Source organism: uncultured Acinetobacter sp., assembly GCF_947626835.1.
Taxonomy (GTDB): Bacteria; Pseudomonadota; Gammaproteobacteria; order Pseudomonadales; family Moraxellaceae; genus Acinetobacter.
This window is the reverse complement of sequence record NZ_CANQTS010000015.1, coordinates 1-13,940: the sequence shown is the minus strand read 5'-3', so window position 1 is coordinate 13,940 and position 13,940 is coordinate 1. Positions and strand designations below refer to the sequence as shown.

The following is a 13,940-nucleotide window of genomic DNA, read 5'->3' as shown; positions in this document are numbered from 1 at the left end:
GCTGTAATAGGTGAGTCTAAACACACAATATTTCTCAAGGTATAAATTAAATGTCATGATTTTTTTATCAAAATGAGCATTAAAAAAATGGCCTTTTAGTTGGGCTTTAATTTGAGTTTTTTATGAAAAATCTTTTTTATACAAATATTTATTTTAAACAATTCAACTAAAGAATATGTGCATTGTAACACATCTGTCATAATTTAATCCTAGGATGTGCACATCTAAGCTGTTCGTAACGATTCCTATTTAATATGTCTTCTCTTAAAGCAAACTTACATAATTCTGATACCTATATTAATCGTGAACTTTCTTTATTAGAATTTCATAAGCGTGTTTTAGCCCAAGCTGCCGATGTGGATCACCCTTTATTAGAAAGATTAAATTTTTTAAAAATCTTTTCGAGTAACTTAGATGAGTTTTTTGAGATTCGTGTTGCGGGTTTAATGAAACAACTCGATTTAAAAATGCTCACCACAGCACCCGACAGTATTCCAAATGAAATTATTTTGCAGGAAATTTCGGACAAAGCCCATCGCGCTGTTGAAACACAATACGATATTTTAAATCAGCAAATTTTGCCACAGCTACAACAACATGGTATTCGTTTTATTCAATATCATGATATTTTAGAACGGCATAAAGATTGGATTAAAAATTATTTTTCTAAGCAAATTCAACCTGTTGTTACGCCAATTAGTTTAGATCCTGCCCATCCATTTCCACGTTTAGTCAATAAAAGTTTAAACTTTATTGTCTCACTTGAAGGTAAAGATGCCTTTGGTCGTCATATTGATTTGGCCATTGTACCTGCACCACGTTCGTTACCGCGTGTCGTACGTTTACCCGATGAGTTGTGTCCAACAGGTGAACAACATTATATTTTGCTTTCTGCCATGATTCAGTATCATGTTAATGATCTATTTCCGGGTATGACCGCCACCGGGTGTTATCAATTTCGGGTTACACGTAATGCTGACTTAACCTTAAATGCCGATGTAGACGATCTAGCAGTGGCGTTAAAAGACGAACTGTCATCACGTCGTTTTGGTCGAGCGGTGCGTTTAGAAGTAGATGAAAACTGTCCTGAAAAACTTAATCATTATTTATTACAACAATTTAATTTAAGTGAACAAGAATTATATCGCATTCAAGGACCGGTCAATTTAACCCGTTTGCCGAGCAGTTTTGATATTGAAGCTTTACGTTTTAAACCTTTTCAACCGGTGATGCCCAAAGTATTACGTCAACAGGATTTAATGTTTGAAGTGCTAAAACGTGAAGATGTTTTACTTCATCATCCGTTTGACTCATTTCAACCTGTGGTCAATTTACTGCGTGAGGCAGCCAAAGACCCACATGTTTTGGCCATTAAACAAACCCTATACCGCAGTGGGCCTGATTCTGAAATTGTACAAGCCTTGATTGAAGCGGCACGTAATGGTAAAGAAGTGACCGCAGTCATTGAACTTCGTGCCCGTTTTGATGAAGAGTCCAATATTATTGTGGCCAACTTATTACAAGAAGCCGGCGCTGTGGTGGTATATGGCATTGTGGGCTATAAAACCCATGCTAAGATGATTTTAATTGTGCGTCGTGAAGGTGAAAATCTGCGTCGTTATGTGCATTTAGGTACTGGCAATTATCATGCCGGTAACGCAAAAATGTATACCGACTACGGTTTATTCACCACCCACGATGAAATTGCTGAAGATGTGCATAAAATTTTTCAAGAACTCACTGGCATGGGGCGTATGGCCAAGCTTAAAAAGTTATTACATGCACCGTTTACTTTGCATGAGCAATTACTTAAGTACATTCAGTATGAGACCCAAGCTGCGCTTGCTGGAGAAAAGGCACATATCATCATTAAGGTAAATGCTTTAACTGAGCCTGAGTTAATTTCAGCTTTATATACGGCTTCACAAGCAGGTGTAAAAGTGGATTTAATTATTCGCTCAATTTGCTGTTTACGTCCACAAGTCAAAGGTTTATCGGAAAATATCACAGTACGTTCTATTGTAGGCCGTTATTTAGAGCATACCCGTGTCTATTACTTCTATCATCAGGGTGAAGAAAAATTATATTGTGCCAGTGCAGATTGGATGGCGCGTAATTTATTTTCAAGAGTTGAAAGCTGTTTCCCAATTGAAAATAAAAAGCTGAAAAAACAAATTATTGAAGATGGCTTGCTCAATTATCTCAAAGACAATAAACGTGCTTGGCAATTAGATGAACACGATCAATGGACTTTACTTGAGCCACAGGAAAATCAAGACGTGTTTATTGCTCAGCAATATTTGTTGGATCAAAAGTTAAAGAAAGTAAAATAAATCTTTCAGCCATCATAAAGACCACAATCAAAATATTGTGGTCTTTATTGATTTAAAATTAAAAAAATACTTTGCGCTGTTTAGCCAGGCTTTTAAAGCATTATCACCTTAAAATTTATAAATGCATGATTTCTTAAAATCAAACTTATTTTTTGACACCCCAACTTTGAAAAGAGTCACCGACATGAAATAGACTAAATAATATAATTGGCATTTTAGTAAACTCTATATATAACAGTTATATAGAGTTTTTATTTTGTGTGGTTTAATTTAAGGTAGGGTAGGCTACTTTGATTTTTGGTCACTAATTTATTGTGATAATCAACAATAATAACCAACATACACATGCTTAATCTAAAGGTATTTTACTGACTGGTATAATTTTATGATGAGAGGGGTGTTGCCTGGGGCTCAGCGGACGCTTACATTACACAGTCTAAAAAGTCGAGAGTATTCGCTGCTGTTCGGCGTTTATATATCCTTAAAACACGATATCTTGTGCAGTCATCGATAGATGTGTATTGATATAGTCCAGGACCCAGTTTACAGGTATCCATTTGAATTCTATCACCTGGTAATGGGCGTTCATAACGAATGAAATCTGCTTTATGACAGAATTTTTTAATTGGTTTGACCTGATGGGTGGATAGTACTTTATGGATAGTCGCTAAGGACAACGAGACTCCTTGCAGCCTCATCAATTCTGTTTGCAAACGTCGAGCACCAAGATTTCTGGCTGAGCGCATTTCTAATATTGAGGCTTCTAGCTCAGCATTGATTTTATTATTTGGAGATTTTAATGGACGTTTACTCAGGCTACTTAATCCATCAATACCTTGCTCAGAATATCGTTTTTACCACTTGCGTAACGTTGGTCTAGAAATGCCACATCTCCGACAAACTAGGCCAGCATCATTGGTCTCTTCAAATAATTTAACCCATACGAGTCTTTGTTGAATTTCTCTGTTCATAGACACCCATTATATTGAAATGATTTCTATGAATCACAAAGCTTAAAACTTTTGACCCCATTTGGTTTAAAATTAACTGTTGTGAAGAAATCATCACTTTCTATAAGGATATTTTCGACCTCAATGAACTATTTAACTTCTCGGATTTGATTGTGTTTACTCACAATATTCCTATTGAGTAAGTCGAACCAGTGCTCAGGTTGAGCAGTTCGGCCACTGTTTCGAAATGACATCTTTGTCCGTTATAATTGTATAAACATTTTTAGTGTCTGGTAATTATGTCCTCCTTGATCAATTTTCTATCTCGCTTTAGTACCGCAACTATTCAGCGCAGTCTTAGCTATGCTAAACACATTGATAGGGAAACGATTGAGTTCTTTGAGGAAGAAGACGAGGTCACGATGTATGCTCAAATTGAAGGGACAGATTATTACGATACTGCAATTACCTATAATCCCCAAAAAAACCGTTTAATAGATGACGACTGCACTTGTCCGGTTGGATATAACTGTAAACATGCTGCTGCTCTAGCGCGGTTATTCTTTCAAGAATATCGCCATGAATTTCAGCAGCATTATGCTGACTCTCAATCCCCACAGGGAATCGTAAAACGCCAACAGGGGGATGATCAGGCGCAACGCTGGTTGAATGATTTTAAACGGTATTTACAACAGGCTGAACCTGAGCAGCCTGTCAAAACAAACACATGTTTAATTTACCTGTTAAATCAGTCTGTCAGCTCAAAGAAATTGACCCTTGTGGTGCAGAAGGCCAGACGCAATAAAAATGGCTCGATTGCCGGTGAAAGTGATTATACGCACTATGAAAATATCACCAGAAAGCATCTGACTTTACCTGAACAAAAACGACAATTATTTAACCAAATTTATTATCACGCTAAAATAAACAGTGACGAGCGCTTTTATCAAAGCAACCTTGATATCTCCGGAATTTTATTGGAGCACTTTAAATCTTTTATTCAAAGTGGCGATGTGTACTGGCAAAAAAAAAGCCATGCTGCACTTCAATGGTCAGAACAAGGCTATCACATCGAACTGATCTGGGAACAAGGTGTCAACAAACAGACGGAGCATTTAAACATTGAATTGGTCAATGGTGATATTCGACTCGATTTAAAATCAAATCCACATATCCAGATTCTCGCGAGCCAGCCACCATGTTATGTGGATATTCAACAGAACACGGTGGGCCAGTTATATGGTGAATATACGCCAAATCTTCTGTACCATTTTTTACAGATGCCTGATCTTCCAGCTACGCTCTTGCCAGAGTTTGAGAAACTGACTCATCAATATTCAGACATGAAAAATCTACCTCAGCCCGAGTCTATTCAGCATGTTGAGGTCCTTGAGGGTAGTCCCCAGCCAATTTTACGATTTGGTGTTTTAGATAAATTTGATTGGAAATTGGAGGAGTCTGTTTGTGCTGAAATTGAATTCTCCTATGCAGGTGGGCGAATAAAAGCAGGTATATTAGGTGACAGTTTTATCGGTGAGCAGCATGGAAAAATGGTGCGACAGCTTCGGGACTTAGTTCAGGAACGACAGGCAATCCAACATTTACAACTGTTGGTCGAATCACTGGAGTGGGTGAAAGATCTTAGCTATTACCAGCAATTAAAACTGGATAAACAACGTCTTGCTTCTATGGTTTTTGCTTTCTATGGAGACTGGATCAAACAGCTGATTCCCATCAATCAAATTGAATTGAGGGGATGGCAGATAGAGCATCTGGAACACAGCCCATTTAAGCTGCAATATGTTGAAAATTTAAATATTTCCATCACTGAATCTGAAAGCCAACAAGACTGGTTCAATATCGGGGCGACCGTTCAGGACAGTGCAGGCAATAGCTATGATTTACTCGATGCACTTTTAGCTTTGGTGAAAGAACATCCTGATTTACTTGATCCACGGATTTTTAGTGATCTTGATGACAGTCAAATTTTTACCTTGGAAACTGGAGTGGGTCAACCCGATTTGGCACTATCCGCCAAGGACATTAAGCCGGTATTGTTACATCTGCGAAGCATTTTTCAGCAAGAAGAGCGTAGCATAGATCGCTATGATGCGAGTCAACTATTAGAATTACAGCATAATCTTGGGATGGTGTGGCAGGTCAGTGATCGCCTGCAGCAATTTGTACAGAAATTTAAACAAGGCTATCAGCAACAATTGCCGACTCCAAAAGGTTTTCAGGGAGAATTGCGTCCATACCAGCAGCAGGGCTTAGGTTGGTTACAGTTTTTACGGGAAACTCAACATGGCGGGATTCTGGCGGATGATATGGGATTGGGCAAAACAGCACAAACTTTAGCCCATTTACTTATGGAAAAGCAGGCTGGATATTTGCAGGAAAGTCCCGCCTTAATTGTTGCACCCACATCGCTGATGCATAACTGGTTCAAAGAAGCGGAGAAATTTACCCCTGAGCTTAAGGTATTGCTGCTACAGGGCCCCGACCGCCATCAGTATTTTGAGCAGATTCTGCACTATGACATTGTCTTAACCACCTATCCGCTTCTGGCGAGAGATGAAGAACAACTAAAGCAATATGAATATCATCAACTCATTTTGGATGAGGCACAGAATATTAAAAATCCGCGTGCCAAAGCTGCACAGGTAGTACGGCAATTAAAAGCACGACATCGTTTGTGTCTAACCGGTACCCCGATGGAAAATCATTTGGGTGAGCTGTGGGCACTATTTTATTTCCTGATGCCAGGGTTTTTATATTCACAAGAAATTTTTAATAAGAAATACCGTCATCCGATTGAAAAACGCGGTGATCAGCAGTTAAGGCAAAAGCTGGTCAACCGGATTAAGCCCTTCATTTTACGTCGCTTGAAAACTGACGTCGCCAAAGAATTGCCAGAAAAAACTACGATTGAAGTCAATATTGATATGAATGACCAGCAATCCAAGTTATATGAGGCTGTTCGCGCCACGATGCAGGCAAGCATTCAGAAAATTGTGGCAGAAAAAGGCTTTAAACGTAGTTAAATTCAAATTTTAGATGCCTTACTGAAGCTACGTCAGGTGTGCTGCCATCCTAGCTTACTAAAGCTGGATTCAGTGAAAAGCGGGCAGGCACACTCTGCCAAACTTGAACAGTTGATGGATATGGTCGTTCCAATGGTGGAAGAGGGGCGAAAAATTCTTATCTTCTCTCAGTTTACCTCAATGTTGGAACTGATTGCGCAACAGCTCGATCACGCAGAAATTGGCTATGTAAAACTGACTGGGCAGACCAAAAAGCGAGATGAAGTCATTACCGCATTTCAGTCTGGACAAGTACCGGTATTTTTAATCAGTCTGAAAGCAGGAGGAGTCGGTCTGAATTTAACTACCGCAGATACAGTCATTCACTATGATCCATGGTGGAACCCTGCTGCTGAAGATCAAGCTTCAGATCGTGCATGGCGGATTGGACAGGACAAGCCGGTATTTGTGTATAAGCTGATTACCAATAAAAGCATAGAAGAAAAAATTCTTGCCTTACAGCAAAATAAAGCAGAACTGGCACACTCTATTCTAAGTACAGATCATGAAGGCGAAGCAAAACTGACGGAAAATGACGTGATGAACTTGTTTGAGAAATTTTAATTTGGTTACAGATCACCCTAATCATCTGTAAGTCTGGATGAATTTTTTTCCAATATTCTCTTAATAATTACCCTGAAGCCGAAGTCCTTCGACTAGGTTTAATACATTAGCTACTCCCTGAGTATTCTGAATCTGTTCTATCGGAATGCCTTTGGTCAGCTTATTTGGTGACTTCATAAAATGCTGCATCCATTTAGCCTCTCCACCTGTCAGAGTATCTAGCGATGTGATAATACGGATTAAAGAGAGGGCGATTTCTCCCTGTTTTGAAGTGGGATTTAATTCAAGAGATGTTAAAGTTTTTACGGAATCTATATTGAGTATTAAGGCTAGTTGATCCTGTGCAAGACCAAGTCGTTCAGCAGCAGCTAAAACTGCCTTAGCTAATATCATTTTCTATTTTGCAGTTTTTTCTGATGTTGTATGCATGACCGATCTCTGTTTCAGATGCTGCTAATTCATAGAGTTTATATGATTTAATTATCGTGGATTAGACATCCAATGTTTACTAAAGATATATAATGTGACTTTAGATAAGGAAACAACGGTTAAATTATTTAACAGCATGTAGTTCTTTTTAGACCTTCAGCTTTAAGTTCAAGAGATCGAGGTCTGCCAATACAAGCTAGATGTAAACAGAATTTAAACGCTGCCAGTGCTTTGGCATCTTTTGTTGAGTAAAGCTGGAGACGAACATAATCTTCTTGGGTCGTAGGATGCTCTGTTGTGCTCGATTTAGCCAGCTTTAGTAAAAAAGGTTGTTTCTTTTTATCTAACAATGGTACCAAGTCTTGTCCAAGTAAATGCCAAAATTGATGGGGAAACAGGTCTTTTACCTTGGAATAAAATGACTCCAATTGATCGATTTTATTCCAGCGATAATGAATGCCTGTATGCGAAACCGTAACACGACTTAAAAATGTCTCAAGCACCACTTTTATTTGATCGGGCTTTTTTTCAAAGATATTTTGAATATTTTCAAAGAAATAGTTTCTTGCTTTGCACTCTTCAGTGGTATCTATCATCGCGGGTTTCAAAGGTTTATCCAGATGATTTATGTTGTTGAGATCAAATAACCTTGGGTTGTTTTTTTGAGACTTGAGTTGGCCCAGTTGTTTGGCATTTTCATACCAATAGTTAACTAGTTCGACAGGTAAACTCATTTCTTGCGACACCCGATCTGGATCATGATGAATTTCCAGTAAATTTAGGCACTTAAAAAACCATGCAAATGAAACTTTAGATTCCTTTGTTCCTGCGAAATATTTAAAAAAATCATGAGGCTGTGAGTTAAATGAAACATCATCTAGAATGTCTTCTAGATTGCTTTTTAACCAGTCAGTCTGATCGTTGAGTAACTGCTGACTTAAATGAACAGCATGCTTTTCGAAATTGAATGGAGCAGAATCTTTTACTGTGTTTAAAAATTTGAAAGAAGGTAGGTAGCCCATCATCTTCTTTGCTAATTGAGTATCGATGTCTGGATGATATTGCAGTATTTTATGCCCAGCGATTAGGTAGCTCAGATGAATATAGCTTTTAAAGGTTTCTGTAGGGTCAATGTGACCCAATAAATGGGCAATCATAAACCAATGATTTTGACCATGCGTATGACGAAGTAATTCTGTTCGAACAGATTGATATTCTTCTTCGGTATAATCCGTCAGATTCTTGACCAGTGGGGCGTAATTACAGTTGAGAACAACGGATAGGTGATTGGCAGCCGTGTGTCGAAATGAGTGAAAAGAATAATCATGAGTTTTAAAAAGCTCGTTCATAATCATTCTAAAAGGTGTTGTCACCGTATGTTTGTTCAGCTTGCTATTTTCATTCCAATTACGGAATAGGTATAAGTTTTGTTGATTGAGTAGACGTTGTTCGACCACATAGCTATGGAATAAGTGATATTCATCAGCTTTTAATAAGCAATGTACAGGGACTTTGCGTTCAGCACTATCTGTTTTAAGTTGATGTAAGTTTCCTTTCTTTTTTGAGCCGTAGGGCTGAATCCATACTGATAGACAGCTCAAGCCCTCGATATCCCGCACACGTAAGCCTAGAATTTCATTAATACGCATACCAGTTCGGTAAGCTAAGATATAGATGATTTTTAATGTCTTGTAAGTGTTTTCTTGAATATTAGCACCTGAAAATAAGGTATCTAACTTGTTCATGAAAGCTTGATAAGTCAAAGGGCCAATAATACGGGCTCTAGGCCTATTTTGTATGGAAATTGACTCTAATTCGAGAGATTCAGCTTCGAAAACTGTTTGTTGAAAGCTCTGGAAACGCTTCAACATCCTGACGGTCTGACCACTGGATTTTTTAAACTCAGGTTGGCCTGCTTCATCTGCGAGTCGGGTATTCGTGATGATTTGTTGGTAGATCTTCGCTAAGTTCGTATTCAGATCATCTTCGCTATCTAGATATTGTAAAGAATGGGTGAGCCAGGGCTCAGCAATACGGGAGTAATAAGTGTAAATGGAACTATCTGCTAACGGTCTATTCTGCTGAAATGATCTTTGAAATTGGTTTACGCAAAAATTAAAACGTTCAGCCAGCGGCTGAATTTGTTCCAGTGCTGGTTTATAAAGACTGATGAGCCATAAGGCGACACGTTTACTATACTCATTAAATTTATTAGTGTTTTCAATGCAATATTTAATGATTAATGTATCGATGCTTTGATCAGTTTGTGATGTACGAATAAGTTGTAACAGGTCTTTGTGAATCTTTATAACATCATCCAAGGCTTGTTGAATGTCATCATTAGAGTTGGATTGACACACAATAGATGGTGATTTTTCTACATTGGAATCAGTAAGAGTGTCCTGCTGATATTTAAATTTTGGATGAAGAAATCTTTCAAATTCTATTTCTGATAAGCCACAGGTTGCAGTATTTTCTATGAGACATTGTGAGAGAGCAGGATCAATGTCAACTTTCGGGAGTTGCATCCAGTTAAAGTTGGCGTAGTCGCGTAATAATTTATAAGTTTTGAGATTAAATGGTAACTTAATCTTATTAAAAATAAGCTGTAGATAAGCTTCTACATTCTGGTTTACTGTACGAATATTTCTGCTATTAAAATGAATTAACCATAAGCGGGTAATTTGATCAGGAATAAAATTACGCGATTTACGAATGGTTTTTTCATCAATAAATCGATCTCCATAAGAGGGAGAGAGCGGTTCTAAAAATATAATGTTCAGATCTTCGATCTTTCTGATTTTTGCCGGATCTTTTAAGTGTTCAAGCAAAGCTTCTAAAGAGGCTTTTTGATTTAAGCCGGAATAGAGCAGGGCAGAAATAACAATATTCCCAATGATTTCATCATCAGAAAATGTCTTGCTATCTTTTGCTAGAATCCAGTAGTCCCAAAGCTTATCAAGAACTTCATCAACCTGCTGTCCCTTCTCGATCCAGTCCATGGTAAAAACTGGCTGATCACGCTGCATCTCAAATGTCAGATTCGGTAGGGGCAAAGTCTCACGACGATTTAAATTGATTTGCTTGATATATGACCGAAAAAATTCATGTGCATATTTTTTCCAGGCCAAGCTTGGAGCTTTGCGTTTAATAAACTCATAAATTGCTGGATAGAAGGATTCAAGATGCTCTTTTTGTTCCAAATCTTGTTCTTGGAAATATTGAATTAGTTCCTGTTCTACATCTGCTCGAAGCTGTTTTTCCTGATCGAGTCGGTCTTGTTTTCTACGTGCTTCGGCATATAGTGTTCGAGTTTGCTTAGTACGTTTATTGAGTGAGGACATCGAGTTCAATACCGGTAATATTAAAATGATCTTTCATTTGTTCAAGAATATGAGCAATGCTTGAATATTGTGAAATAGATAAGCTGGAATAAGGATGAGCAGCTTCTTGCTGCATCGGTTCATGACCGAATAAAGCTAAAATTTCAATTTCGCTAATTTTATGGCTGAGAAACGCACGGGCAGTATGCCGGTGCCAGTTTACATGCTCCAAACCTAACTCGGGATGAAAGTTTTTTACAATTGATGGCCTTAAGGGGTGCCATTGACCATCCTGAAAGATACTCAAAAGTGGGAGCTTGCTCTCTAAAATTTGTTGAATATGTTGTGGAATTTCTGGCTGACTAGGAGCAATTTGAGTTTTAAAATAATGTAAAAATTCTATGAATTTCTGGAGTTCTTGTGCGACAAAATTACCCAGTGGAATTAAACGTCCATAGCCTTGACGCCCACCCACCTCTTTATCAGAAACCATGCATATTTTTCTTTTCAGGTTAAAGTTTTTTAAAAAACCTGGAAATTCAGCGACGGGGCGTGCAGCAGTAAAGAGCAACAAGAAATGCCACATCCACAGATTGTAATGATTGAAAATTGCTATCCAGTCGTCTTCTTTTTGTGAAATTATTCTGAATTTGAGTGTGGCAAAGATATTTTGAATCACATTTGAAGTAGGTGCTTTGCGACTTCCAAAGTTTTTTTCTGCAGCATATTCGATATTCTGGTAGTCATCGGATAACGACTCACACAGCTCTTTTACAATTGAGACATATTCAGTCTGTAAAGTCAGGATGTTTTGATGACAATAAGAAGTAGAAGAAGACTTGTTGGCATCAATACCGGTGAGAAGGTCAGCAAGCTGTTTATTTCCAGTGCGTTGCAAAATAGTCTGATGTAAAAGAGAGCTAATTCTTATCAATGATAATTTTGGGATATAAAGTTTGGCTCTCAGCTGTTTCAAATGTTGCTGAAGGTCATCTTCCGTAACGCTGTTACCATCTCGTAGCGAAGCAATAAATGAATTTGGAATTGGGATATCTAGATAGACTGTTTGGTTGAGCAAACCCTCTGGATAAGCAAAATCCTTATTTTCGAAAATTGAAAATTTACTCCTCAGAAAATATTGCCCATTGCTTTGCTTGATCTGTTGGCGAGCATTTAAATTTTTAGCACGTTTACTTTGTAGACGTAGCCACTCCTGGATTTTATTTCCGGTGAGAAATGACAGCATCAGGATCAAGGATACCTTCTTTTTTTTAGTTTCTTTATCCTTGTCTTTAGAGCCTTCTTCAATTTCAACAATGTAATTTTGATATAGTTCAGTAATTAAGGCAACTATACTTGTGGTATTAGGAAAGAGGCTACTGTATGTCAGTAAATGTTCTTTTCGTTGAATATGCTTGGCAACCAGAGGCAGCACATAGTTCTGGATGGATTCTGAATATGCAGCAAGAGGGGTAACGATGGTTGGGTCTACAAGTATTTGACGTGTATCTTGGTCATCTAGTTGTTTTTCTATATTGAGAGCTTTAGACTTTTGCCCTTTTTTAATTTCTGAACTTTCTACAATCAGCTGATCTTCATCTAAAAATTCATGTTGCAGTTGCGTCTCGATGCTCGCTTTGGCAATTTTTGCCTTATTTTCCAAAACATAATTAAAGGTGATGCGGATCACTTTTAGCAGGTTTTGCATAAAGTCATTAGACGGCTCTTTATTACTATTTTTATCAATGACATCCTTCAGGTACTGAACGAATTTCACTAAAGAAAGTGTAGAGTTTTGAAGATGCTTCTTCCAGAGAAGCATATATTCAGGAGTATTTTCATATGTTTTCTGAGTGTTTAAAGCCCGATTGGCTGCACGGAAGCGCTGGAATAAACGTTTTACAGTATTGAAATGTTCAGTGTGGTCATCTTTAAAAAGTTCAGGTTTAATGTCTGGAAGTGCAATTAAATAGATTGCTGCTTTTAAGACTAGGATATTCCAGATTAAGGCGTTTTCTTCCGACTCTGCTAATTGTGCAATTGAGTTCACATACCAAGTAACTGGTGTTGCGCTAACAGTATGTTTTCGCGAGAAGACCAAGGCAGCTGGTCTAGCAACAACAGAATTAGTTTCTAGATCAAAATCTAATAGATCGAGATTCAGTCCTTCCAGATATTGATCAGTGGGGTGTAAAGTCAGTAAATCAGCAACATATTGAATATGTTCGGTACGTTGGAGCTGCTCATCACCAAAGAGTTTTTCCAATGTCTGTTTTAATGATACCCGTGGAATATCAGCAATATTTTGATGGGTTGGGTTGGATTCTGACATTATGCTTTCCATAGCTGATCTGGCGTGAGAACGAAGTCCACATTATTTAAAAGCTGTTGTACAACTCCACTGGTTTGTTCCAGTTGATCAAGTACATTCTGTCTTTTCCGGTTTATAACTTTATTGCGATAATTCAGCTGATTTCGTGTGTATGAGAGTAGTTTTGCTAGCAGGTCTAAGCTCATAGTACGGTGAGGTTTGAAAGAATTTTCTTTGTTTAAAGCCAGGATAACTTCAGATGAAATGTGGGCATTGATCAGCGATTGTATTTTTGCTGGATTCATACGATCTAGATCATGATGATAAGAGGACAGAAATTTCATGAATTCCAAACTTGTCACTTTTTTTAATAACTCAATTTTTTCCCAATCGTGGGGGAAAGAATGTATGAGTAGTTCGATATTTTTCGGTATATTTTGAGACCAATATAAATGCCATTGACAGGCATTCGCGATGATATAGCCAGATCTATTAGGATCTTTCCAGACGCGGATTTCAGGGTAAGAAGTAAATATTGATAGATCAGCTTTTAAAGATTTGAAAGCCTCTTGATAGCAAAGATAAATTCCAGAAAAATCAGGATGTATGCTGATTTTGATTTTATTAAAATTTTTGCACAACAATTTTTTAGGTGCGCCAAATTTTTCATTGAAATCCAAAGCTATTTCCATATTCCCCGACAAATGTAAAAATAATCAAGTGAATATACTTATAATTTTTTGAAAAATTAAACAAGATTGATCTACCCTATATTTTGTGTCTACTTACAATCAATATACAATATATTGTGATTTTTAATATTTTTAAGAACTGGGTCACAACTTATAGCAATGCTATTTATTTTAAAGCTGAACCGTACCGGGTTTGTCGGAGACTTTTTTATTTAAGTTAAGCCACCTGACCTAACGGGTTAATCTTATCATAGT

Annotated in this window: 5 protein-coding genes and 2 pseudogenes; 2 read left to right on the top strand and 5 right to left on the bottom strand. The window is 37.6% G+C overall.

The window, feature by feature from the left end:
* The first annotated feature begins 254 nt into the window (after positions 1-254).
* A complete protein-coding gene (ppk1, locus tag Q0Z55_RS07530; RefSeq protein ID WP_297426502.1) occupies positions 255-2,333 on the top strand; it encodes a polyphosphate kinase 1 in 2,079 nt (692 codons plus the stop codon).
* A gap of 425 nt (positions 2,334-2,758) precedes the next feature.
* Here the strand turns inward: ppk1 and Q0Z55_RS07525 are convergent.
* Positions 2,759-3,304: pseudogene (locus tag Q0Z55_RS07525) on the bottom strand (helix-turn-helix domain-containing protein); the annotation flags it as partial.
* A 278-nt stretch (positions 3,305-3,582) separates the two neighbouring features.
* On the opposite strand from Q0Z55_RS07525, the pseudogene Q0Z55_RS07520 reads away from it, so the two are divergent.
* Positions 3,583-6,930, top strand: a pseudogene (locus tag Q0Z55_RS07520) (DEAD/DEAH box helicase).
* 60 nt (positions 6,931-6,990) lie between these two features.
* Here Q0Z55_RS07520 and Q0Z55_RS07515 read toward each other — a convergent pair.
* The 4 genes from Q0Z55_RS07515 to Q0Z55_RS07500 all read right to left on the bottom strand — a co-directional run bounded on the left by Q0Z55_RS07515 (position 6,991) and on the right by Q0Z55_RS07500 (position 13,685).
* Positions 6,991-7,323 carry an antitoxin Xre/MbcA/ParS toxin-binding domain-containing protein gene (locus Q0Z55_RS07515; protein WP_297426498.1) on the bottom strand — a complete coding sequence of 111 codons (333 nt, stop codon included), beginning with the start codon at positions 7,321-7,323 and terminating at the stop codon, positions 6,991-6,993.
* A gap of 164 nt (positions 7,324-7,487) precedes the next feature.
* Positions 7,488-10,703, bottom strand: a complete 3,216-nt coding sequence (locus Q0Z55_RS07510) for a tyrosine-type recombinase/integrase (protein WP_297426495.1) — start codon at positions 10,701-10,703, stop codon at positions 7,488-7,490.
* A complete protein-coding gene (locus Q0Z55_RS07505) occupies positions 10,687-13,014 on the bottom strand; it encodes a hypothetical protein (protein WP_297426493.1) in 2,328 nt (775 codons plus the stop codon). The genes Q0Z55_RS07510 and Q0Z55_RS07505 overlap by 17 nt, the downstream gene beginning before the upstream one ends.
* Positions 13,014-13,685 (bottom strand): hypothetical protein, encoded by a 672-nt coding sequence (locus Q0Z55_RS07500; protein ID WP_297426490.1) that lies wholly within the window; start codon positions 13,683-13,685, stop codon positions 13,014-13,016. Before Q0Z55_RS07500 ends, Q0Z55_RS07505 begins: the two co-directional genes overlap by 1 nt.
* Positions 13,686-13,940 lie beyond the last annotated feature (255 nt).